General features: G+C 59.9%; 17 protein-coding genes and 1 pseudogene. 13 read left to right on the plus strand and 5 right to left on the minus strand.

Going from position 1 to position 22,855, the window contains the following annotated elements:
• The first annotated feature begins 174 nt into the window (after positions 1-174).
• From AC1RBR_RS03830 to AC1RBR_RS03865, 8 genes are all read left to right on the plus strand, one after another.
• Positions 175-1,770: an FAD-binding oxidoreductase gene (locus AC1RBR_RS03830; RefSeq protein ID WP_492563070.1), complete on the plus strand. Its 1,596-nt coding sequence runs from the start codon at positions 175-177 to the stop codon at positions 1,768-1,770.
• Between the two features lie 5 nt (positions 1,771-1,775).
• Positions 1,776-3,371, plus strand: a complete 1,596-nt coding sequence (locus AC1RBR_RS03835) for a glycerol-3-phosphate dehydrogenase/oxidase (protein ID WP_492563071.1) — start codon at positions 1,776-1,778, stop codon at positions 3,369-3,371.
• Between the two features lie 20 nt (positions 3,372-3,391).
• Positions 3,392-4,960: an FGGY-family carbohydrate kinase gene (locus AC1RBR_RS03840; RefSeq protein WP_481396436.1), complete on the plus strand. Its 1,569-nt coding sequence runs from the start codon at positions 3,392-3,394 to the stop codon at positions 4,958-4,960.
• 243 nt (positions 4,961-5,203) lie between these two features.
• Positions 5,204-6,493, plus strand: coding sequence for a phospholipase (locus tag AC1RBR_RS03845; protein WP_492563072.1), 1,290 nt, complete (start codon positions 5,204-5,206; stop codon positions 6,491-6,493).
• Between the two features lie 47 nt (positions 6,494-6,540).
• Complete coding sequence (locus AC1RBR_RS03850; protein ID WP_492563074.1) at positions 6,541-8,499, plus strand: DUF1302 domain-containing protein; 1,959 nt, start codon at positions 6,541-6,543, stop codon at positions 8,497-8,499.
• Between the two features lie 149 nt (positions 8,500-8,648).
• Complete coding sequence (locus AC1RBR_RS03855) at positions 8,649-10,022, plus strand: DUF1329 domain-containing protein (protein WP_492563076.1); 1,374 nt, start codon at positions 8,649-8,651, stop codon at positions 10,020-10,022.
• Between the two features lie 384 nt (positions 10,023-10,406).
• Entirely contained in the window at positions 10,407-10,652 is a 246-nt protein-coding gene (locus AC1RBR_RS03860) for a FitA-like ribbon-helix-helix domain-containing protein (RefSeq protein ID WP_253148891.1), read from the plus strand.
• Positions 10,649-11,068: a type II toxin-antitoxin system VapC family toxin gene (locus AC1RBR_RS03865; protein ID WP_492563078.1), complete on the plus strand. Its 420-nt coding sequence runs from the start codon at positions 10,649-10,651 to the stop codon at positions 11,066-11,068. Before AC1RBR_RS03860 ends, AC1RBR_RS03865 begins: the two co-directional genes overlap by 4 nt.
• Before the next feature lie 166 nt (positions 11,069-11,234).
• Here the strand turns inward: AC1RBR_RS03865 and AC1RBR_RS03870 are convergent, their stop codons facing one another.
• Together AC1RBR_RS03870 and AC1RBR_RS03875 are read right to left on the minus strand one after the other, a co-directional pair.
• Positions 11,235-12,098, minus strand: a complete 864-nt coding sequence (locus tag AC1RBR_RS03870) for a methyl-accepting chemotaxis protein (protein ID WP_371260362.1) — start codon at positions 12,096-12,098, stop codon at positions 11,235-11,237.
• 42 nt (positions 12,099-12,140) lie between these two features.
• Positions 12,141-13,154, minus strand: a pseudogene (locus AC1RBR_RS03875) (methyl-accepting chemotaxis protein); the annotation flags it as partial.
• Positions 13,155-13,409: 255 nt separating this feature from the next.
• On the opposite strand from AC1RBR_RS03875, the gene pmrG reads away from it, so the two are divergent.
• Positions 13,410-14,078 carry a lipopolysaccharide core heptose(II)-phosphate phosphatase PmrG gene (gene pmrG / locus AC1RBR_RS03880; protein ID WP_492563079.1) on the plus strand — a complete coding sequence of 223 codons (669 nt, stop codon included), beginning with the start codon at positions 13,410-13,412 and terminating at the stop codon, positions 14,076-14,078.
• A 79-nt stretch (positions 14,079-14,157) separates the two neighbouring features.
• Here pmrG and AC1RBR_RS03885 read toward each other — a convergent pair whose 3' ends face one another.
• Both AC1RBR_RS03885 and rimJ read right to left on the minus strand, forming a co-directional pair.
• Complete coding sequence (locus AC1RBR_RS03885; RefSeq protein ID WP_492563081.1) at positions 14,158-15,597, minus strand: ArnT family glycosyltransferase; 1,440 nt, start codon at positions 15,595-15,597, stop codon at positions 14,158-14,160.
• Between the two features lie 69 nt (positions 15,598-15,666).
• Positions 15,667-16,254 (minus strand): ribosomal protein S5-alanine N-acetyltransferase, encoded by a 588-nt coding sequence (rimJ, locus tag AC1RBR_RS03890; RefSeq protein ID WP_492563082.1) that lies wholly within the window; start codon positions 16,252-16,254, stop codon positions 15,667-15,669.
• Between the two features lie 144 nt (positions 16,255-16,398).
• Here rimJ and AC1RBR_RS03895 point away from each other — a divergent pair, with 144 nt between their 5' ends.
• On the plus strand, positions 16,399-16,971 hold the full coding sequence (locus tag AC1RBR_RS03895; RefSeq protein WP_492563084.1) for a GNAT family N-acetyltransferase: 573 nt from the start codon (positions 16,399-16,401) through the stop codon (positions 16,969-16,971).
• Between the two features lie 150 nt (positions 16,972-17,121).
• On the opposite strand, the gene AC1RBR_RS03900 is transcribed toward AC1RBR_RS03895, so the two are convergent.
• Positions 17,122-18,045 carry a hypothetical protein gene (locus AC1RBR_RS03900; RefSeq protein WP_492563085.1) on the minus strand — a complete coding sequence of 308 codons (924 nt, stop codon included), beginning with the start codon at positions 18,043-18,045 and terminating at the stop codon, positions 17,122-17,124.
• Positions 18,046-18,262: 217 nt separating this feature from the next.
• Here AC1RBR_RS03900 and AC1RBR_RS03905 point away from each other — a divergent pair, with 217 nt between their 5' ends.
• The 3 genes from AC1RBR_RS03905 to AC1RBR_RS03915 all read left to right on the plus strand — a co-directional run bounded on the left by AC1RBR_RS03905 (position 18,263) and on the right by AC1RBR_RS03915 (position 22,854).
• Positions 18,263-19,327 carry a DMT family transporter gene (locus AC1RBR_RS03905; RefSeq protein ID WP_492563086.1) on the plus strand — a complete coding sequence of 355 codons (1,065 nt, stop codon included), beginning with the start codon at positions 18,263-18,265 and terminating at the stop codon, positions 19,325-19,327.
• Positions 19,328-19,697: 370 nt separating this feature from the next.
• The gene (locus AC1RBR_RS03910) at positions 19,698-21,431 is read left to right on the plus strand and encodes a class I SAM-dependent DNA methyltransferase (protein WP_492563088.1); all 1,734 of its coding nucleotides are present in this window, start codon (positions 19,698-19,700) and stop codon (positions 21,429-21,431) included.
• Positions 21,421-22,854, plus strand: coding sequence for a restriction endonuclease subunit S (locus AC1RBR_RS03915; RefSeq protein WP_492563089.1), 1,434 nt, complete (start codon positions 21,421-21,423; stop codon positions 22,852-22,854). Before AC1RBR_RS03910 ends, AC1RBR_RS03915 begins: the two co-directional genes overlap by 11 nt.
• Position 22,855 lies beyond the last annotated feature (1 nt).

The raw sequence follows: 22,855 nt of genomic DNA on the forward strand, positions 1-22,855 counted from the left end.
GAATGCCTGAAAGGTAATTTGAAACCCCGACTAAAGTAAATGGCTGGCACTTGCGCGACGTTTGACTCAATTGGCTACTCGAACTGGCCGGATGCGACCGTGACACTTTTGGGCCGCTGACTAGTATGGAGGCCTGCCACATCACTGATCAGACTGTATAAGAAGGACACACGCATGCGACGCTGGAACGGCTGGGGAGAGGCAACAACGGTGGTCGAACTGCCGGCGCAGGGCGCGAGTTTTCTCCATGAACGACTGGGGGCCGGGCAGGTGTTGCCCGATGCCACGCTGGACGCGGCATTGGCGCGGGTGCCGCTCTCGCGGCTGGCGGCGCACACCTTGTACAGCGTCGATGCCCATGACCGTCTGCTGCACGCCCGGGGCCAGAGCCTGCCGGATTGGCTGGCGTTGCGCGAAGGCGCGCTGGGCAACTATCCCGATGCGGTGGCGTTTCCCGAAACTGCCGAACAGATCCGCCAATTGCTGGCGCTCGCCCATGAACAGGACTTGTGCCTGATTCCCTACGGCGGTGGCACCTCGGTGGCCGGGCACATCAATCCGCCGGATTCGGCTCGGCCGGTGGTGACCGTGTCGCTGGCGCGGATGAATCGTCTGATCGACCTCGACGAGCAGAGCCAACTGGCGACGTTCGGCCCCGGTGCCAGTGGCCCGCAAGTGGAAAGTCAGCTGCGCGCTCGCGGCTACACGCTAGGGCATTTCCCGCAGTCGTGGGAGTTGTCGACGCTGGGCGGTTGGGTCGCCAGTCGCTCCAGTGGTCAGCAGTCGTTGCGCTACGGGCGCATCGAGCAATTGTTCGCCGGCGGCACCCTGGAAACCTTTGCCGGGCCGTTGGAAATTCCGACCTTCCCAGCCTCGGCGGCGGGGCCTGATCTGCGCGAAGTGGTGCTCGGATGCGAAGGCCGTTTCGGGATCATTTCCGAAGTCAAAGTGCGGGTCAGTCCGCTGCCCGCCGATGAGCGTTTTTACGGAGTGTTCCTGCCCAGTTGGAGGAAGGCGCTGCAAGCGATCCGCCAATTGGCGCAGGCACGAGTGCCGCTGTCGATGCTGCGCCTGTCGAACGCGGTGGAGACCGAAACCCAACTGGCGCTGGCCGGGCATCCGCAGCAAATCGCCTGGCTGGAAAAGTATCTGAACCTGCGCGGCGCCGGCGAAGGCAAGTGCCTGCTGACCTTCGGCGTGACCGGCAACCGCCGGCAAAATGCGCTATCGCTGAGCCAGGCACGGCAGCATCTGAAAGCCTTCGGCGGTGTGTTTACCGGCACCTTGCTCGGCAAGAAGTGGGCGCAGAACCGCTTTCGTTTCCCCTACCTGCGCGAGAACCTGTGGAACGCCGGTTACGTGGTTGACACCCTGGAAACCGCCACCGACTGGAGCAACGTCGACAATCTGCTCAACCTGATCGAAAACAGCCTGCGCGATGCCTTGGCAGCGCAGGGTGAACGGGTGCATGTGTTCACCCATCTGTCCCACGTTTACGGCGAAGGCTCGAGCATCTACACCACTTACGTGTTTCGCCCGGCGGCGGATTATCCGGCGACGCTGGCGCGCTGGCAGGCACTCAAGCACGCGGCCAGCCAGACCATCGTCGACAACCACGGCACGATCAGCCACCAGCACGGGGTCGGCAAGGATCACGCGCCGTACCTGCCGCGCGAAAAAGGCGCGCTGGCGATGGATACCTTGCAGGCGCTGAGTAAACACTTCGATCCGGCCGGGCGCCTCAACCCCGGCACGCTGTTGCAGGAGTGACGGCCATGCACCCGGACTGGAACGCCGCGTGGCGCCAGCAAACCTTGCCGACATTGGCCGACGAAACGTGGGACCTGATCGTCATCGGCGGCGGCATCAGCGGTGCCGGCATCCTGCGCGAAGCGGCGCGGCGCGGTTGGCGTTGTCTGCTGCTGGAGCAACGGGATTTCGCCTGGGGCACCTCCAGCCGATCGTCGAAAATGGTCCACGGCGGTTTGCGTTACATCGCCAAGGGCCAATGGCGCCTGACCCGTGATTCGGTGCGCGAGCGCCAGCGCCTGCTCGACGAAGCGCCGGGGCTGGTGGAGCCGATGAGTTTCATGATGCCGCACTATCGCGGCGGCTTTCCCGGGCCGCGTGTGCTCGGTGGCTTGTTGTCGGTGTATGACGCGTTGGCCGGACGGCGCAGCCATCGTTTTCATGACGCGCAGCAACTGCGTTTTCTCGCGCCGGGGGTGAAGGAAACCCAGCTGCTCGGCGGCACCTGTTTTATCGATGCGCTGACCGATGATGCACGGCTGGTGATGCGCGTGTTGAGTGAAGCGCGGGCCGATGGCGCGGTGGTGCTTAACGGGGTGCGTGTCGAACATTTGCTGCGCGAAGACGGCCGGGTGTGCGGGGTTCAGGTTGAGGATTGCGAGGCGGGCGGGGCGCGGCAATTACGTTGCGGCGTGCTGGCGGTGGCCACCGGGGCTTGGGCTGAGCGCCTGCGTTTGCCCGAGGCACCGCGACAACTACGGCCATTGCGCGGCAGTCATCTGCTGCTGCCGGGCTGGCGTTTGCCGGTGGCGCAGGCCTTTACTTTTCTGCATGAGCGTGACCGGCGGCCAGTGTTCGTTTTTCCGTGGGAAGGGGCGACGGTGGTTGGCACCACCGACCTCGATCATCGCGAGAATCTGGATCAGAGCGCGAGCATCAGCGCCGACGAACTCGACTATCTGCTGGCGGCTTGCACGCAACAATTTCCAGGTGCCGAAGTGACGGCGAGCGATGTGCTGTCGACCTGGTCCGGCGTGCGTCCGGTGGTGGGCAGCGCGGCGGGTGTACAGCAAGGCAAGCCGTCGAATGAAACCCGTGAACATGTGCTGTGGCAGGTGCCGGGTTGCGTCACGTTAGCCGGCGGCAAACTGACGACATTTCGCCCGCAAGCCATCGAAGTGCTTAAGGCCTGTGCCGACATGCTTGGCCGCAGTTTCGAAGATCACGGCGCCGCCGTTTTTGCCGCCGTAGCGCCACTGCCGATTCCCGGACTCAGCCCGCAACAGTGGCGACGGCTGGCCGGACGCCACGGTCGCGACCTGCCGCGACTGGCGCAGTTGATCGCCGAGTTGGGCCACGAAACGGTCGGCAACACCGACACCTTGTGGGCCGAACTGGCCTTCGCCTGTGAGGCGGAAATGGTTCTGCACCTCGATGATCTGTTGCTGCGCCGCACCCGACTGGGCCTGTTGCTGGCGCGCGGTGGTGAAGCGCATTTCGCGGCCATCCGCCAACTCTGCCAGCCCCGCCTGGGCTGGGACGATGCACACTGGCAGCAAGAGCTGCAGCGTTACCGGGCATTGTGGCAACGCCATCACGGTCTGCCGGATGCCACGCCTTGATGCCCCTTGAAGAGAGCGCCATGGATAACCACTCGAACAAGCGCTACCTGCTGGCGATCGACAACGGCACCCAGAGCGTGCGCGCATTGCTCTTCGATTTGCAGGGCAATCTGCTCGGCAAAGGCAAGGTCGAGTTGCAGGCGTACTACTCGACGCAACCGGGCTGGGCCGAGCAGGACCCGGAATATTACTGGGCGAAACTCGGCGAGGCCTGCCAGCAGGTATGGGCGCAAACCGGGATTGATCGCTCGCAGATTGCCGGCGTCTCACTGACCACTCAGCGCGGCACGGTGATCAACGTCGATGCTCAGGGCAAGCCGCTGCGCCCGGCCATTCTGTGGCTCGATCAGCGTCAGAGCGAAGTCGAGGGCGGGATCAAGGGACCGTGGGGCTGGTTGTTCAAACTGGTCGGCGCGCAGGCTACCGTGGATTATTTTCGCGCGCAGGCCGAGGCCAACTGGATCGCCAGACACCAGCCTGAAGTGTGGGCGGCGACCGATAAGTTTCTGCTGCTCTCGGGGTTTCTCACTCATCGTCTGTGTGGACGCTTTGTCGACTCTGTCGGATGTTGCGTCGGCTATCTGCCGTTCGACTTCAAACGCCTGAAATGGGCCGCGCCCAGCGACTGGAAATGGCAGGCGCTGGCGGTGCGTCCGGAGCAATTGCCGACCTTGCACAAACCCGGCGAAACCCTCGGCTACATCAGCGCTGAGGCCAGCCGCCACACCGGGATTCCCGAGGGCTTGCCGCTGATTGCGGCGGGCGCCGACAAGGCCTGCGAAGTGGTCGGTGCCGGCGTGGTCGATACCAGCACCGTGTGCTTGTCCTACGGCACTACCGCGACGATCACCAGCACCCGTTCGCGCTATCTGGAAATCGTCCCGCTGATCCCGCCGTACCCCTCGGCGGTGCCGGATCAGTACAACTGCGAGGTGATGATTTATCGCGGTTACTGGATGGTCAGCTGGTTCAAAAACGAGTTCGGCCTGCGCGAGATGCAGCAGGCGAAAGAGCAGGGCATTGAACCCGAGCAACTGTTCGATGCGCTGGTCAACGCGGTACCGCCGGGGTCGATGGGGCTGATGCTGCAACCGTATTGGTCGCCGGGGATTCGTGAGCCGGGTGTCGAAGCCAAAGGCGCGATGATCGGCTTCGGCGACGTGCACACCCGCGCGCATATTTACCGGGCGATTCTCGAAGGGCTGGCGTATGCCTTGCGCCAGGGCCTGGAGAACATCGAGAGGCGTTCGAAGGTGTCGGTCAAGCGTCTGCGGGTGGCCGGTGGCGGTTCGCAGAGCGATGCGGCGATGCAGCTGACGGCGAATATTTTTGGCCTGCCGGCGGAGCGTCCGCATGTGTACGAAGCGTCCGGGCTGGGCGCGGCGATCTGTTGTGCGGTGGGGTTGGGCTTGCATGCGGATTTCCCCACGGCGATTGCCGCGATGACCCGCGTCGGGACGGTATTCACCCCGCAACCCGAGGCACAGCAGGTCTATGAGCGTTTGTACAAAGAGGTGTACCTGCGCATGTATCGCCAGCTCAAGCCGTTGTACCAGAGCATCCGCAAAATCACCGGTTACCCCGCTTGAAAGTACAGTGGTGATCTCCTGTGGGAGCGGGCTTGCTCGCGAAGGCGGTGTATCAGTCACTGCATGTGCAAACTGACACACCGCCTTCGCGAGCAAGCCCGCTCCCACAGGGGAACAGTGATGCTCTCGCTATTGTGCACATGGCGCTATCGGAGACTTTTTCTGGTGAGATCGGACAGTGTCAGCGCCGGAGGTGGTTGTTAGGCTCAACCCCCACAGCACCTCCAATAAGAATTAAAAGCAATGAAGCTGACCTTTCTCCTGTTGCAGCTTTGTGCAACGGCCCCGACGGCGTGGGGCTGGTCGAACCACACGGTGGGCAGCTATCTGGTGTTGCAGGAACTGCCGGTGCTGCGCGATGCGCCGCCGGTCGAGGTCGAGCCGCTGGAGCGTTTTCTCGCCGAGCAATATCCGGCCGTGGTCGCATTGCTGGAGCAACAGGAAAGCCTCGCCCGTGAACACTTCACCCAGTACCCGCCGCGCCCCGACAACCTGAAGCTGCCCGCCGTACCGGGTGACAATCTGCGCCACGATTTTCTCACTGCGTTGCGGCTCAATCCGCGCATTCATCTGGCGATGGTCATTCAGCCGCTGCCGGGTCAAGACCTACCCGAGCGTGAACATCTCAGCGCCGATCAGGTGATGGTCGAGCAGACGCTTTCGCCGTGGAATCGCCAGCGTTTCATCCGCGTGGCCGACGGCGAAAAAGTCGCGGCGCTGGCGGTATTGGCAAGCGCCGCCGACGAGCCGGATTACGGTCACGACATCAACCTGTTCAGCGACAACCCCGGCGAGGTCGGTGCGTTGTATGGCTTCGGCCCGCAGCCGTTTGGCGATGCGCGTTTTCAGTACAGCTCGCAGGCGCCGTTCCACATGGGCTTCTTCCATGAAAGCGCGGTGGTGTATGCCGCTGCCGGATTTCTTCAGCGCAGTTGGCCGGACTGGCGCGCTTATCAGTACCTGGGGCTGGCGCGTCTGGCGTTCGCCTCTGGCCATCCTTACTGGGGTTACCGGTTCCTTGGTTGGGGCGTGCACCACGTGCAGGACCTGACCCAGCCGTATCACGCCAAGCCGCTGCCCGGGGTCGAACTGCCCAGTCTGTTGTTGCTGGAAGGCAAGGCGCTGGCCGGTTTTGCCGACGATAAAAAAGCCTCGATCGAACGGGTCGCCACCCGCCATATGGAAATCGAGAAGTATCAATCGACCTGGCTGCGCCGCGTGCTACGTGCCGGTCAGGCGCACCCGATGCTCGCGGCCTACGCCGATGTCGCTCAAGACCAACAGTATCCGCCGTACTCGGTGGACTACTTGCGCGACGTGGTCAGCGCCGAGTCGGTCGAGGACTCGGCAGCGTTCGATGACGCCATCGGCCAATGGCTGGAGACGGCTCCGGTGACCAGCGATTTCAGCAGCGGCAATCAGTTGCAGCGCGAGACGTTCGAGCATCCGGCACTCAATCAGCAGCTGTTCAAATTGCTCGGGCATTTCGGCGCGCACAGCCGGATTTATGTCCGTGCGGGACTGGCACCGTAGCCATCGCGGCCACGCAAAAAACAATAAGAACAAGGAAGGAGGAACCCATGATCAACACTCGATTGCGTCTCACCGGCGTGGCACTTCCCGGTGTCGGCCTGGCAGGGCTGCTGCAACTCTGTGCGGTGGATGCGGTGCAGGCTGCCGAGTTCAGCGTGCTGGACAATCAGGTCAGCGGCTCGATCGACACGACGCTGTCCTATGGCCGTTTGTGGCGGGTGCAGGGTCGCGACAAGAACAACGATGACGTCAACACCAACGACGGCAATCGCAACTTCGACACCGGGCTGGTTTCCGAGGTGTACAAGATCACTTCGGAGCTTGAGGCCAACTACCAGAACTACGGAATGTTCCTGCGCGGCACGGCGTTCTACGACACCCAGTTGATGGACAAGCGCAACGACTACTACCGCAACAACAACCCGTCGCAGCCGAGCCAGAGCTATCCGCAGGACGACCGTTTCACCAGTCAGACTCGCGACATCGCCGGCAGCCGGATCGAGATGCTCGACGCCTATGTCTACGGCAACTGGGACGTGGCGCAGATGCCGGTGACCGCGCGGGTCGGGCGTCAGGTGTTCAATTGGGGCGAGGGGCTTTTCTATCGCGGCGGGATCAACACCACCAACCCGGTGGACGCCGCCAAATACCGTTTACCCGGCGCGGAGGTCAAGGAAGTGCTGATGCCGGTGGAGGCCTTGAGTTTCAACATCGGCCTCAGCGATTCGCTGACCCTGGAAAGTTTCTACCAGACCAACTGGAAAGAAACCCGCATCGACCCGGTCGGCACTTTCTACTCACAAACCGACCTGTTCGCCGATGGCGGCAACACCGGTTATAACAACTTCAGCGGCACCGCGCTTGATACGCCGGTGCCGGGCTTCGGCAACGTCATCGGCTTGTACAGCGCATTGGGTAACAACCCGTTGCTCAGTCCGGTTTTGCAGACCACTGGCCTGTACGCCAACGGCGTGACGCCGGCCTACGGCAATACGCTGAAAGTGGCGTCGGTCGGCAAGGACTACAACGCGCGCAACGATGGTCAGTTTGGCTTTGCATTTCGCTACATCGCCGAACAGCTCAACAGCACCGAGTTTGGTTTGTACCTGGTCAATTACCACGCCAAGGAGCCGACCATTGCTGCGGATCTGGGTGGCTACAAAGGCATCGACATGAGCGCACTGACCAACCTGCTGGCCGGCGTCGCGGGCGATCAGGCGGGTGCGCTTGCCAATGGTCTGGCCACTGCGGATGTGATGGGCAACATCCAGGCGCATCGACGCTACGCCGAAGACATTCGCATGTACGGTTTCAGCTTCAACACCACGCTGGGCGAGGCCTCGGTGTTCGGTGAAATCGCTTATCGGCCGAACCTGCCGATCGGCGTCGCGGCCACCAACGATCTGATCGGCGACCTGGCCAACGGTGCGGCTGTCGCGGTGACGGGCCAGTCGATCAACGTCGGCGGGCAGATGGTCAACCTCAACAGCGAGATCAACAACGCCGAGCGCGTGGAAGCGTTCAACACCTCGTTGGGCACTATTTACAACTTCGGCCCTACGGCTTCGTTCGATTCGCTGTTCGGCATCTTCGAACTGGCCTCCGAACATCTGCGCGGCAGCAGTCTGCAATACACGGCTTATGACGGGACGAACCGTTATTACGCCGGCACCGGTAACTATTCCTATGTCTCGGGCGGTGATCGTGACGATCAGGTCAACCGCGATTCCTACAGCTATACGGCGATGCTCAACGGCACCTGGAACGACGTGTACGCCGGGGTCAACGTCTCGCCTTACGTCGTCTACAAGGATGACTTCAAGGGCAACAGCTATCAGGCCGGCAACACCATCGAAGGTCGCAAGGCTTACACCCTGGGGATCAAGGCCAATTATCAGAACAAGCTCGAAGCCGAACTGCAGTACACCGAGTTCTATGGCGGGGGGCAGAACAACGGCATCCGCGACCGCGACAACGTCGGGTTCAACCTCAAGTATTTCCTTTAGGACTACACGCAGATCCATTGTGGGAGCGGGCTTGCTCGCGAATGCGCTGTGTCAGTCACCGTTATTTCGAATGACACACCGCCTTCGCGAGCAAGCCCGCTCCCACAGGGGAACTGCGGTGTCCTGCAGACCTCACACGGAGATCGATCATGTTTTACCCATCACGATTCAGCAAAACCATGTTGGCGCTGGTTCTGGGCCTCACCGCCGGCAGCGCCCTCGCCGCCATCACCCCACAACAAGCCGAACAACTGAAAACCACCCTCACGCCCCTGGGCGCCGAGCGTGCCGGCAACGCCGCCGGCACCATTCCGGCCTGGACCGGTGGCATCACCCAGGCGCCGGCCGGCTACAAACCGGGCCAACATCACCCGGATCCGTATGCGGCGGACAAGCCTTTGTTCACCATCACCAAGGCCAATCTCGACCAGTACAAGGCCCACCTCAGCCCCGGTCAGATCGCGTTGTTCAACAGCTATCCCGACACGTTCCAGATGCCGGTCTATCCGTCGCGTCGTTCAGGTTCGGCGCCGCAGTGGCTGTATGACAACACCTTGAAGAACGCGACCTCGGCCAAGCTACTGGAGGGCGGCAGCGGATTCGCCGATGCCTACGGCGGTGTACCGTTCCCGGTGCCCAAGGACGGCATCGAAGTGCTGTGGAACCACATCACTCGTTATCGCGGAATCTACGTGGTGCGTCGTGCTTCCGAAGCCCCGGTGCAGCGCAACGGCAGCTTTGCGCTGGTGACTTCGCAGCAGGAAGCGCTGTTCAATTTCTATCGTCCGGGCGGGCAGTATGCTGACCTGAAAAACATCCTGTTCTACTACCTCGCTTTCGTGAAAAGTCCGGCGCGACTGGCCGGGGGGGCGGCGCTGGTGCACGAGATGCTTGATCAACTCAAGGACCCGCGTCAGGCCTGGGTTTACGACGCCGGCCAACGCCGCGTGCGCCGTGCGCCGAACCTCGCCTACGACACGCCGATCGCCTCATCCGATGGCCTGCGCACCGCCGACGACACCGACCTGTTCAACGGCTCGCCGGATCGTTACGACTGGAAGCTCAAGGGCAAGCAGGAAATCTACATTCCCTACAACAACTACAAGGTTGGCAGCCCGGACGTGAAGTACGCGCAACTGCTGACCCCGGGCCACCTCAACCCGCAATTCACCCGCTATGAGCTGCACCGCGTGTGGGTGGTCGAAGGCAATCTCAAACCGGGCGCGCGGCATGTCTATTCCAAACGCGTGCTGTTCCTCGACGAGGACAGCTGGGGGGCGGCGCTGGTCGATCAATACGACGGGCGAGGGGAGTTGTGGCGGGTGTCGATGGCCTACCTGAAAAACTTCTACGACCTGCCCACCACCTGGAGCGCACTGGACGTATTCCACGACTTGCAGGCCCGCCGTTACTACGTGCAGAACCTCGACAACGAAGAAGCCTCCACCGTTGACTTCTCGCAACCGGTACCGGAAGACGCGTATTTCATGCCGTCGGCTTTGCGCCAACGCGGGACACGCTAGAGGCGTATCACAACCTCTGTAGGAGCTGCCGAAGGCTGCGATCTTTTGACTTTGATTTTAAAAAACCAAGATCAAAAGATCGCAGCCTGCGGCAGCTCCTACACAAGGCGGGTTGTCTGGGACATCAGGGTGATTGGGCTGACGCCATCGCGAGCAGGCTCACTCCTACAAGGGATTGGCGTTGTTCACATGATCCGTGATCAACGCCGTACCTGTAGGAGCGAGCCTGCTCGCGAATCGATCTTTCGTTCATCGCAGAGGTGAAGATCAAACGCGGAAGTGGCTGACCATCTGTTGCAGTGGCCGTTCGGAAGATTGCCCGGTGTGAGCCAGAACGGATGTGCTAGCCTGCAATCAATGATTTCATTGATTGCGGGAGGCATCATGGCCAGTATCACCATTCGAAACCTTGATGAGAAGCTCAAGGAACAGTTGCGTATCACCGCAGCACACAACGGACACTCCATGGAGGAAGAGGCGCGCCTGATTCTCGGTCGAGCCTTGGCAACAGTTGATCGCGCCGGCGGACTTGGAAGCCGGATACGCAACAGGTTCAGTGCAAACGGCGGAGTTGAACTTGAATTGCCAGAGCGCTCAGAGAAAGCCGCCGGGGTGGATTTCTCCGAATGATAGTGCTCGATACCAACCTGCTTTCAGAGTTCATGCGTATCGAACCTGAGGCCAAAGTGCTGGTCTGGGTTGATGCGCAGCCCGCCATGGATCTGGCCATCAGTGCGATAACGGTGGCTGAGATACTCCACGGCATCGCCCGACTTCCCTCAGGCAAACGCAAACAGAATCTTCAAGCCGATGCGATGGCTATGTTCGAGGAGGACTTCGCGGGACGCATTTTGCCGTTCGATGCGCATGCCGCTGTCGAGTACGCGGCACTCGTTGCAGAGTGCGAAGCAAAGGGGCGGACGGTGTCGATGGCTGATGCTCAGATAGCCGCAATCTGCCGGGCTCATGGCGCGGCAGTCGCCACGCGTAACGTGAAGGACTTTCAGTTCTCGGGAGTGGAGGTGATTAATCCGTGGGAGGTGTGAGCGGTGGGGCAGTGAGTATGGGCTTGGGCTGACTGGACTGACGCCATCGCGAGCAGGCTCACTCCTACAAGGGATTGGCGTTGTTCACATGATCCGTGATCAACGCCGTACCTGTAGGAGCGAGCCTGCTCGCGAATCGATCTTTCGTTCAGCGCAGAGGTGAAGATCAGACGCGGAAGTGGCTGACCATCTGCTGCAACTGGCCACCCAGGCGCGCCAGTTCCACGCTGGACGCTGCGGTTTCATCACTGGCCGCGGCGGTCTGTTCCGACACGTCGCGCACGTTGATGATGCTGCGGCTGATTTCTTCGGCCACGGCGCTTTGCTGTTCGGCCGCGGCGGCGATCTGCTGGTTCATCGACTGGATGTTCGACACCGTGCGGGTGATGTTTTCCAGGGAGTCGCCAGCCTTGCGGGTCAGGGCCACGCTGCTGTCGGTCAGGGCGCGGCTGTTGTTCATCACGGCGGCCACTTGCTGGGTACCGTTCTGCAGACCGGCGACCAGACCTTCGATTTCTTCGGTGGATTTCTGTGTACGCTGCGCCAGACCACGGACTTCGTCGGCGACCACGGCAAACCCACGGCCTGCTTCACCGGCACGCGCCGCTTCGATTGCGGCGTTGAGCGCCAGCAGGTTGGTCTGTTCGGCCACGGCCTTGATCACGTCCATGACGCTGCCGATCTTGTCGCTTTCCTGTTGCAGCACGCTCATGGCTTCGGTGGAGCGCACCACTTCACTGGCCAGACGCTCGATCTGCGCGATGGCTTCGTTGACCACCTTGTCGCCTTCACGGGCTTCGCCGTCAGCGGCGGCAGCGGCTTGCGAGGCTTCTTCGGCGTTGCGCGCGACTTCCTGCACAGTGGCGGTCATCTCGTGCATGGCGGTGGCCACCTGGTCGGTCTCGACCTTCTGGCTGTTCACGCCGGCGCTGGTCTGCTCGGTCACGGCCGACAGTTCTTCGGCGGCGCTGGCGATCTGGGTGACGCCGTCGCGGATGCCGCTGATCAGGTCGCGCAGGGTCACGCCCATGCGTGCGATGCCTTGTTGCAGCACGCCGAGTTCGTCGCGACGGGTGACCGTGACGTTCTGGGTCAGGTCGCCGCTGGCAATGCGCTCGACCACGGCCAGGGTTTCCTGCAATGGACGGGTGATCTGACGGGTGATGATCACCGCGGCAATCACACCAACCAACAGCGCCAGCAGGGTGCTGATCAGCTGGAAGGTACGGGCCTGGGCGCTTTCGATGTCGCGACGGTCGAGCTGGATCTGGTACAACTGCTCGCTGGTGTTGACGATCGCGGTGCCCTGATCGGTCATCTCTTTACGCGCCTGCACCGCTTCGCTGTTGGCGTTCTTGTAGGCCTGCAAGGCGCTGCGGTAGTTGCTCAGGGCGGTTTCCAGCTGACGCAGGGCGTCTTGCTGGGTGGCGGCGAAATGCACGTTCAGTTGCTTGAGGCTGGCGATCGCCGCGTCCAGTTGGCCGACGGCTTTCTGCTCGGTTTCGGCGTTGGTAGTGGCGGTGTAGCCGCGCACTTCATAGCGCGCCAGGATGAACGCTTCCTTGGCCTGGCTGATGGCCTGGAACTGCTCGAAGCGCTGCTCGCTCATGTCCATTTGCTGCACGCGCTTGCTGATCGTTTCGATCAGGTTGTAAGCGGTGTCGGCGTTAGTGCCCATCACGTCGCGGGCGCTATTGCCGGTGCGGTAGGCGTTGCGCATCTTGTTCAGCGACGTCTGGTATTCGGCGATGGTCGCGGCCTGCTGCTTGAGCAGCTTGACGTTTTCCGGACTCTTGAACTTGTTGATCAGCGCCTGTTGTTGCGCGGCGAAGCTTTCGAGGGTGGTTTGTACATTCTGCGCGGCGGTTTCGTCGCCGTTGGTCAGCATGTACTGCAGGCGGACTACGCGCAGCTTGGTCAGGCCGGCGTTGAGCTGGGTGATGTCGCTCATCCAGTTGCTGCGGTCAATCAGGCCGCCGAGGCTGGTCCAGCCCGTCAGGGCCAGCACGCAGGTCAGGGCCAGGACCAGGCCGAAGCCCAGGCCCAATTTCATGTTCACGCTGATGTTGCCGAACCAGCTATTCATCACAATTCCTCCAGGAACGTAGAGCTACTTGATCGTCGGTCAGGCTGGAAGATTGTTGTTTTTTTGAGCCAGCAAGGGTGTTAGCAGGTCTGTATCGGCCGCAAACACGAGAGCTGAAAGGTTTTTGTCCGACGGAATTTGTAACAAGGGCGCTTAAAGACTTTTTTCACATGCGTTTCACTCGTCACTTACGCTCGTCTCTCTACCCTCGCCGCATCAAATTGACTGTGATGGATGCCGACGAGGCGGCCCGATGTGGAATTGAGACTGAGTCTGTTCGGCGTCAAACGCACGATCTCCCTGAGCGGCCTGGCGCGCTATCGCGACAGCTGGGTGGTGCTCGGCGCGTCGCTGCTGGTGATTCCGCTGACCCTGTGGCTGCTCGCCCCGGCGGCGGTGCCGGACCTGGCCCATGGCAATGTGTCCGGCGACCGCGCGCTGGCGACCGGGTGGGCCAAGGGCGACATGATTGTGCTGGTGCGTCACGTCGAACGCTGCGATCACTCGCCGGCGCCGTGCCTGAGTGGCGACGACGGCATCACCGACCGCTCGCGCAGTGTTGCGGTCGGTGTCGGCGCACAGTTCGAGCATCTGGGCCTGAACAACGCCGATATCTATAACAGCCCGATGCTGCGCACCGTGCAGACCACCGGTTATATGTTCAACCGCGCGGCCAGCGAAGACTGGCTGATCAGTTGCAAGGGCCACATCCTGCAGGAAGCGCTGGCGCACAAGCTCCCGGGGCGCAACCTGATCCTGGTGACCCACAGCGAGTGCATGGCGGCGCTGGAAAAGGACTTGAATACACCGGTTTCTGACCCGGGCTACGGTTCCTCACTGTTTGTGTCTGTCGCAAACAAAGCGGATCCGCGGGTGCTTGGTTTCATCGAAGCCTCAGACTGGCATTCAGTGACCACCCGATGAACTGACGTTGCCTTCCCGTCAGCCCAAGTAAAAAACCCGCCAGTGACGGCGGGTTTTTTATTGTCTGGAGTGAGGGTCGTCAGTAGCCGACGAAGTAGTACGCCTGACGCCCGACCATCATGGTCTTGAGCACTTTGAGTGGTGCGGCGGGTTCGCTGTCTGCCGAGATCACCGCGACGTTCGAGGGCGAGGCGCTGAGGAAATCGTGCAGTTGTGCGTCGGTTTCCAGCCCCTTGAGCACGCTTTGGGTATAGAACACGCTGGCACCGCCGACCCGTTCATTGGCCTGAAACAGCGCGACCTGCTGACCGTTGGCCTGCAGGCTCTGAATATGTCGGGTCAATGGCAGGAACGACAACTTCTTGTCTGCGTTGGGCAGTGCCCACTGCGCGGCGCCGAGGTAGCTGGCGATCACCACCGTGAGCAGGCCAGCGGCAATCGCCTGACGATGACGGGCGACTTTTCCGATGAAACGGTCGGCGGTTTCACGCGCCTGTAAGCGCTCGAACAACACGCGCGCGTACTCAGCAGCGATCACCGCCGCGGCCGGGGTCATCGACATCAGGTACACCGTGCGTTTGCTTGAGGCCAGGGTCAGCATGATGAACTGCGCGACGATCCACAGGCTGAAAAACAGCAGATAGCGGTTGGCCTTCACTTCTTTACGGAAATGCCACAAGCCCAGGTACACCAGAATGTTCCACGGCAGGAACGCTTCCGGGAGTTTTGCGAGGTAATAATAGAACGGCTCGTAATGCCCGGCCTCGACGAACGAGCCGCTGAAGCGGCCGACGCTGTTGGTCAGCAGCACTTCAGCGACAGCGTGCGAGCCGCCGCGCTGGTAAAGCACGGCGAGCCAGATCAGCAACGGAATCAGGCCTACAACCGTTAGCAGGCCGGGACGCAGCCAGGCGCCGAGCTTCAGGCGTTTGTCGATCAGGTTGTCGGCCAGCAGGTAGGCGAAAATCACCACCCCGGGCATCGCCAGTCCAAGCACACCTTTGCTCAGGGTGGCGATGGCGATCCCGACGATAAACAGCAGCGAGTTACCCGCGCTCGGTGCGCGTTGCGCCTGAAAGAACGCCAGCAGCGCCGTGGTCACGCCGAGCGCCAGCAGCGCATCTTCGCCGACCCCGCGCACATTGCTCCAGTAACTGGCCATGGTCGCCAGCAGAATCCCCGCCGTCCACGCGACCGCTTTCGGCCGACCGAAACGGCGCAACATGCCGTACAGCAGCATCACGCTGAGCAACCCGGCCACCGCCGACGCCAGCCGCACCGCCCACGGCGAAACGCCGAACACGCGCATGGCGCCGGCGTCCAGCCACAGGCTCAGCGGGGGTTTTTCCAGAAACGCTTCGCCGAACAGACGTGGCGTCACCCAGTCATCGTCCAGATGCATCTCCATGGCGATCCCGGCAACGCGGGCCTCGGTGGAGCCTTGCAACTGGTGGTTACCCAAAGCGAAAAAAAACAGCAGGGCGGCGAGTAGAAACAGCGAAGTGGCAGCGCGCGGCATGGGTTTCTGGCAACCGGAAAGAGCAGGAGCCTTGAGCATACTTCGGCAATGCTTAACAAATTGTGAAACTCACGCCAGTTGTCGCGACCAGCGCTTCTCCGGCGTTTCGAACAACGGATTGACCAGCGCCGTCAGCACGTGATCCTGCCAGCGGCCGGCGATGTTCAGGTACGCCTTGGCGTAGCCCTCGCGCTCGAAACCCAGGCGCTCCAGCAAGCGCGCGCTGCGCTCGTTGCCGGGCATGTAATTGGCCATGATTCGGTGCAGGTTCTGCGTGTCGAACATGTAGTCGATGCCGGCCTCCAGGCCTTCCTGCATCAGGCCTTGGCCCTGATGCGCGTGGTCAATGTGATAACCCAGATAACAGGCCTGAAATGCGCCGCGAATGATCCCGCTGAAATTGCACGCGCCGATCATCTGTTGGCCGTCCGGCGTCAGCAGAGCGAAATGCATCGCCAGCCCGGCCTCGTAGGCACTGGCCTGAATTTCAAGGCGTCGACGAATCTGTTCGCTGGAAAAATATTCGGTGGTACGAATTGGTGACCAAGGGGCGAGGTGGCGCTGGTTGCGTGCATAGAAGTCACTTTCCAGCTCGGCCTGTTCCGGGGCGAGGATGGCGAGCGTCAGGCGTTGGCAGGGTAGGCTCAGCAGTGACATCGGGTGCTCCGGCGGGCAGGGTCGAGGGAGAGGATTGATCACGGGGCGGAAAAAAACAAACTGCGCTGGCGTCCTGTAAATTTCTTTGGTTGAGTGCACAGGGTGATATCGAGTGCGGCATTTCCGGGATTGGAGGAACAAGCAATGGAATTTGCATTGACGGTGAACGGGTTGGCACTGTGTGTTCGGGCACCGGATCCAGCGCTGGTCGCTCCGGTGCGCGAGGCGCTGAACGCCAGTTACCGCGAGCATGCGCCGTTTCTCGAGTGGGCGGTTGAACACACCAGTGAGGAGCGGGCGCTGTCGTCCATGCTGCAAGCGCGGGATGATTTCGCCAGCGAGACCGGTGAGCGGCGCTTATTCATCGTGACTGAAGACGGACAAGCCGTCGTTGGCTGCATCGGTCTGGTGCCGCGTCGACGCAAGCGCTATGTCGTCGGTTATTGGGCCAACAGCGCGTTTGCCGGCAAGGGCTACATGCGCGAAGTGCTGCTGCAACTTGTCAGGCGCCTGCCTGAGTTCTCCTTTTACCTGACCACATCGTCGGCCAACAGCCGCAGTCAGCGTCTGGCTGAAGCGGCGGGGTTTGCGCTGATCAGGGTTCACCCACAGGCGCGGCAATCGTCACAGCACGGCGTGCAGGACACTTGGGTGTATCGCTTCGGCAGCAAACTCCAGACAAAAAAAAGCCCGCGGGAGAGCGCGGGCGAACCGTAGTTTCTTGAATGAGCGAGCGGACTGTACCGCGTTGATCGAACGGGGGCAGTGAAGAAAAATTCATCTCGGTGGCGAGCGCTCTGCAACGGCTCAGGGCAAGTGATCCTTAGCGAAATCGGCTTCCGAGTCGGCCAGACGCGCCAGGTCATTTCAGAACTCCGTGACCTTGTCTTCGCGCAAAATCCACCCGGCTTCACCCGCCACCAACTTGTACTGAACCTGACGCATCTTCCCCGTACGCCCGGCGCCAGCGTCGGCACTGTCATACACCGGGAAACGTTGCACCAGTGAGTTTTCCACCACGGCAAACGAGTCCTCGCCTTGATAACCCTCGGCGGTTTTCGGGTTGTCGCTGACAGGAGGCAGGTAGATTGCGCTCAGGGATTTCTTGTTGTTGGCTGAATAGGCGATCAGCTCGCCCGACATGCCGCGCCCGGGCGAGCGGGTGAAAACGTAGAGTTCGGGGGAGCCGTCGTTATTGATGTCGGCGACTTCAGCGCGCACCACATCACCCGTGAGCGGCTGGCTGATGGCCGTGTTGTCGATCTCCAGCCCCTTGGGAGCGATGTGCAGCGTCGGTTTGCCATCGACCTGCTCGGTGCTGACATGAAAAGCGATGCCGTGTAATTCCAGCGTCTGATCGAATGGCTGTTGCCGGCTGATGGCATCGCCATTGACCAGCCTCAGCGACAGCTCGTAGTTGGCCACTTCATTACGCCGTGCGGCGTTGCGCATGAGGTAGACCTGAACCGTGTACTCGCCATCGCTGGGCAATGTGCCGAGGAAGTGATTGCCCATGATCGAGCCGTTGAACAGCGCGTAATCGGCACCCTTGGCGAGGATGTTGAAGTAAGCGGAGGTGTTGGACGGTTTGAAATCGACGGTCAGTATCTGGCCGGCCTTGGCGTTGAATGTGTACTGCGCGGTCTGGTCACCCTTGATCGACTGTTTACGCTGGACGCTGTCGGCGCTGGCAGTGAACGCGATCGGCTCGACGCGCACAATGGGGGCACCGGCCGCATGGACGGACAAGGAAATCAGCGCGGCCAGCGCGGCGGCAATCCAGCTCTTCATCTTCAACTCCATTGCATCTCGATGTTCGCAGCATAGAGCCTGCGTCGAGCGACCGCCCAGAGATTGCGCGGATTAAATGTTGCTGGATTTGAGCACGTGCCAGAGGAGGTGTTCCCTGACACGAATCAGCTGTTCACATAATTCTCACCTGAGTTTTGCGATGATCGTTGCCATGATAGGTGCCGGTATTCCATCGGCCCGAGCGAGTGTTTCCGGCATGAATATGAGCGTTCTCTACGCATTGATTGCGGCAGCGCTGTTTGGCGCCAGTACACCCCTCGCCAAACTGCTGGGGGTACAGATTTCGCCGATTCTGCTCGCCGGGTTGCTCTATCTCGGTAGCGGTCTGGGCTTGACCGTCCTGCGTTTTGCCCGCGATCGTGGCTGGAAACCCTCCGGGCTCGGAGCCGGTGAATGGCCATGGCTGCTCGGTGCCATCGGCTTTGGCGGAGTGCTGGCGCCAGTGGCGCTGATGTTCGGTCTGACCCGAACGTCCGGTGCGAGCGCGTCACTGATGCTCAACCTCGAATCAGTGCTCACGGCGCTGCTGGCGTGGGTGGTGTTCAAGGAAAATGCCGACCGACGAATCGTGATCGGCATGCTCGCCATCGTCGCCGGCGGTGTCGTGCTGTCCTGGCCGCAAGAGACCGTCTCGGCGCAAGACTGGAGCGGCCCGTTGGCCGTCGCTTTCGCCTGCTTTTGCTGGGCCATCGACAACAACCTCACCCGTAAAGTCTCGGCCTCAGACGCACTGTTCATCGCCGGCAGCAAAGGCCTCGTGGCCGGTCTAGTCAACTGCACACTGGCCCTGTTCATCGGCACCCAACTACCCGTCGCCACCTCGCTGGTGCCAATCATGCTGGTCGGCTTTCTCGGCTACGGCGTCAGCCTGGTAATGTTCGTCCTCGCCCTGCGCGGCCTCGGCAGCGCACGCACCGGCGCCTACTTCTCCACCGCACCGTTTCTCGGCGCAGGCGTCTCGATTCTGCTGCTAGGCGAGTCGATATCGCTGATGTTCCTGCTCGCAGCGGCGTTAATGGCCGTGGGGGTATGGATTCATCTGATGGAAAACCATGTTCATGAGCATCAGCACGAACTACTTGAGCATGATCATCGGCATACACACGATGAGCATCACCAGCATACGCATGGGTTTGAATGGGATGGGGTGGAGCCGCATAGCCATCTGCATGTGCATACGCCGATGCGGCATAGGCATGCGCATTTTCCGGATGTGCATCATCGGCATGGGCATGGGCATGGGCATTGGAAGCAGGAATGAAACGCCAGTTGCGACAAACCCCGCTTAAGGCGGGCTTGGTCGTCGAGAGTTGGAGCCGGGGTAAGTTAAATTGGCTCTGTAGGCCGTTGATTAGTAGAGTAAATATCAGATCGATTTTCTTGGTTGGAATACCAATTGAAATACCGTTTAGACCGTGGCGGGTTTTCTTGAGGCCTTGCAAGCTCGCTGAACTGACCCTATTCGGGGTAATCCCTGCCTTGCTAGGTGGTACGCGTTCTCTTGGTCGTTACAACTCAGACGAAAGGAGTGGTGACCCGTTATCATGCAGGCAATCTTCGCCTGAACCTCTGTGGTTGGGTTTTCAATTTTTACCACGCAATTCATCTGCGTCGAATGTAGGAAGTAGTCCATGACGGATCAAAAGGGTGCCGAACAGACCGCCAGCAGTCTTGCTGAAGAAGCGCTCAATCTGGCACGTGCTCGTTTTTCGTCCAGCGAAAGTCCTGTCACCCCCGAGCCTGAGTCGGTAAAGAAGAAGTCTGGGCGCAAGGCCACAGTCCCACAAACCAGCAATACTCTGCAGGATCTGCAAAAAACGCTGTGGGCCACTGCGGATAAGATGCGCGCCAACATGGATGCTGCTGAGTACAAGCACATCGTCCTCGGCTTGATCTTCCTCAAGTACATTTCTGACAGCTTTGCTGGGCGCCGCGCGGAGCTGGCTCGGCGCTTTGCCGATGCTGGCGACGACTACTATCTGGACAGTGACGATGCTGAACTACTGGCTCAAGAGCTGGAGGAACGCGACTACTACAAAGAAGTGAATGTGTTCTGGGTACCGGAAGAGGCGCGCTGGGAGTCAATACGTGCTGCCGCGAAACAGGTAGATATCGGCAAGCGTATTGATGAGGCCTTGTCTGCCATCGAGGCGGAAAACTCCAGCCTGAAAAACATCCTCGATAAGCGTTACGCTCGCGCCCAGCTACCTGACGGTAAACTCGGTGAGTTGGTCGACTTGATCTCTACTATTGGTTTCGATGGTGATGCCAACCAGGCTCGCGACCTGCTCGGCCAAGTCTATGAATACTTTCTCGGCCAATTCGCCAGTGCCGAAGGCAAGAAGGGCGGTCAGTTCTACACCCCAGCCAGCATCGTAAAAACCCTGGTGGCGGTACTCAACCCGCACCACGGCAAGGTCTACGACCCCTGCTGCGGTTCGGGCGGTATGTTCGTCCAGTCGGAAAAGTTTATCGAAGCCCACGGCGGTAAACTCGGCGACGTCTCCATCTACGGCCAAGAGTCCAACCCTACCACCTGGCGTCTGGCGGCGATGAACCTTGCTATTCGCGGTATCGACTTCAACCTTGGTCGTGAGCCGGCTGACACCTTCGTTCGCAACCAGCACACCGATCTTCGCGCTGACTTTGTCTTGGCTAACCCGCCGTTTAACATCAGCGACTGGTGGCACAAGACCCTCGAAGGAGATCCGCGCTGGGTTTATGGCACGCCGCCGCAAGGCAATGCCAACTATGCCTGGTTGCAACACATGCTGTTTCACCTCAAGTCCGGCGGCCGTGCCGGCATCGTTCTAGCTAATGGCTCGATGAGCTCTAGCCAGAACAGCGAAGGCGAGATTCGCAAGGCGATGGTTGAGGCCGATGTGGTGGAAGTGATGGTCGCGCTGCCTGGTCAGTTGTTCTTCAACACCCAAATCCCGGCTTGTCTGTGGTTTCTGACCAAACAAAAAGTTGCTCGTCCTGGCGAGGTGCTGTTTATCGACGCACGTCAACTCGGTACTAACGTCAGCCGGGTACAGATCGAACTGCTAGACAGTGATATTGAACTCATAGCTCAAACCGTGGCCAACTGGCGTGGCGAACCGTTGGATATTGGCGGAGACATTGCTGACTACGTCGACATTCCTGGCTTCTGCCGCAGCGTGGCTTTGGCAGAAATCGCCCAGAATAGTCATGTACTCACTCCCGGTCGCTATGTCGGTGCTGAAACGGTGGAGGACGATGACGAAGCTTTTACTGAAAAAATGCAGAACCTCACCACCTTGTTGGGCGAGCAGATGGCCAAGGGCGTGAAACTCGACCAGCTCATTCGGCAGAAACTGGGAGGTCTCGGTTATGACTTCTGAACGTAGAGCCAGCGATCTCGAAAGTCAGGTTTTTCGACAGGCTGCCGATCTAATATCGAAGCCTGTTCCCAAGGTATTCTCAGAGCTTATTGATCAAGGAGTACTCGAGATCGGTGATGGGTATCGAGCGAAGAACAATGAGCTGGGTGGCAATGGACTGATTTTTTTGCGAGCCGGGCACGTCAAAGATACTCATATTGATTTTGATGGTGTTGATCATTTTAAGGTGATTGATAAATCAAGATTCAAAGGTAAGGTGTCTCACCTTGGTGATGTTGTAGTCACGACAAAGGGAAATAGTACTGGACGTATTGCATTTGTTACTAGCGGGATGCCTGAGTTTGTTTATTCTCCACACCTGAGCTTCTGGCGATCTCGAGATGAGTCAGTGCTGTGTCAAGGTTTTTTACGCGCGTGGTCTCGTGGGGTAGAGTTCAACTTACAACTTCAGTCGATGTCCCGTTCGACTGATATGGCGCCATATTTAAGCCTTACCGATCAAAAGCGCCTCAAAATTACTCTTCCAGCAATTGAGCAACAGCGGTCAGTATCCGAGCTGCTTGATGCATTAGAAGATCGAATCACTCTGCTCCGCGAAGCCAACACCACCTTGGAAGCTATCGCCCAGGCGCTGTTCAAGTCCTGGTTTGTCGATTTCAATCCGGTGCGTGCCAACGCGGAAGGGATTGTGCCCGAAGGCATGGATGCAGGTACCGCGGCTCTGTTTCCCGACAATTTTGAAGAGTCCGAGCTGGGGTTGGTGCCGAGGGGATGGGAGGTTGTCAGTGTTGCTGATGTCGCAGAGGTGGTCAAAGGAAAATCATATTCAAGCAAAGACCTCGTGGGAACTCATCACACCGCACTTGTTACACTTAAGTCTTTTGCCCGTGGTGGGGGGTTTCGGCTAGACGGTTTTAAACCATACGTCGGGAATTACAAGTCTAGCCAAGTTGTTATGTCAGGAGATCTCATTGTTGCTTATACCGATGTTACTCAAGCTGCGGAGTTAATAGGTAAACCCGCAATCGTTGTTGGGGTTGAAGATTATCAGACTCTCGTTGCTTCACTTGATGTTGGAGTTGTTCGTCCAGATACAGCGAAAGTAAGTCGGCAGTATTTATATGGGCTGTTTCGTACAGAATCATTTCAGAACCATACCTTCGCCCACACGTCAGGTACGACAGTCTTGCATTTGGCAAAAGATGGTGTAGGTACTTATCAATTTGTTTGTCCGCCACATGCACTTGTGCACGAGTTTTCGTCGATAGCCGAAGCTCTTGCGGAGCGTGGTCAGAACAATATGGATCAAATGCGCGCCATCACCCAACTTCGCGACACCCTGCTGCCCCGTCTGATCTCCGGTCAGCCGCACCTGCCAGAAACCGAAGCTTCTATCAAAAATATGTTGTCGGAGGCTATCTGAT

Source organism: Pseudomonas sp. GW823-FHT01D03, from assembly GCF_058798255.1.

Coding starts and splice junctions, on each gene's coding strand:
- AC1RBR_RS03845 (WP_492563072.1), top strand. CDS start 5,204: ATGAAGCTGACCTTTCTCCTGTTGCAGCTTTGTGCAACGGCCCCGACG.
- AC1RBR_RS03895 (WP_492563084.1), top strand. CDS start 16,399: ATGGAATTTGCATTGACGGTGAACGGGTTGGCACTGTGTGTTCGGGCA.
- rimJ (WP_492563082.1), bottom strand. CDS start 16,254: ATGTCACTGCTGAGCCTACCCTGCCAACGCCTGACGCTCGCCATCCTC.
- AC1RBR_RS03870 (WP_371260362.1), bottom strand. CDS start 12,098: ATGGGCGTGACCCTGCGCGACCTGATCAGCGGCATCCGCGACGGCGTC.
- AC1RBR_RS03900 (WP_492563085.1), bottom strand. CDS start 18,045: ATGAAGAGCTGGATTGCCGCCGCGCTGGCCGCGCTGATTTCCTTGTCC.
- AC1RBR_RS03840 (WP_481396436.1), top strand. CDS start 3,392: ATGGATAACCACTCGAACAAGCGCTACCTGCTGGCGATCGACAACGGC.
- AC1RBR_RS03830 (WP_492563070.1), top strand. CDS start 175: ATGCGACGCTGGAACGGCTGGGGAGAGGCAACAACGGTGGTCGAACTG.
- AC1RBR_RS03850 (WP_492563074.1), top strand. CDS start 6,541: ATGATCAACACTCGATTGCGTCTCACCGGCGTGGCACTTCCCGGTGTC.
- AC1RBR_RS03915 (WP_492563089.1), top strand. CDS start 21,421: ATGACTTCTGAACGTAGAGCCAGCGATCTCGAAAGTCAGGTTTTTCGA.
- AC1RBR_RS03910 (WP_492563088.1), top strand. CDS start 19,698: ATGACGGATCAAAAGGGTGCCGAACAGACCGCCAGCAGTCTTGCTGAA.
- AC1RBR_RS03855 (WP_492563076.1), top strand. CDS start 8,649: ATGTTTTACCCATCACGATTCAGCAAAACCATGTTGGCGCTGGTTCTG.
- AC1RBR_RS03865 (WP_492563078.1), top strand. CDS start 10,649: ATGATAGTGCTCGATACCAACCTGCTTTCAGAGTTCATGCGTATCGAA.
- AC1RBR_RS03835 (WP_492563071.1), top strand. CDS start 1,776: ATGCACCCGGACTGGAACGCCGCGTGGCGCCAGCAAACCTTGCCGACA.
- AC1RBR_RS03905 (WP_492563086.1), top strand. CDS start 18,263: ATGAATATGAGCGTTCTCTACGCATTGATTGCGGCAGCGCTGTTTGGC.
- AC1RBR_RS03860 (WP_253148891.1), top strand. CDS start 10,407: ATGGCCAGTATCACCATTCGAAACCTTGATGAGAAGCTCAAGGAACAG.
- AC1RBR_RS03885 (WP_492563081.1), bottom strand. CDS start 15,597: ATGCCGCGCGCTGCCACTTCGCTGTTTCTACTCGCCGCCCTGCTGTTT.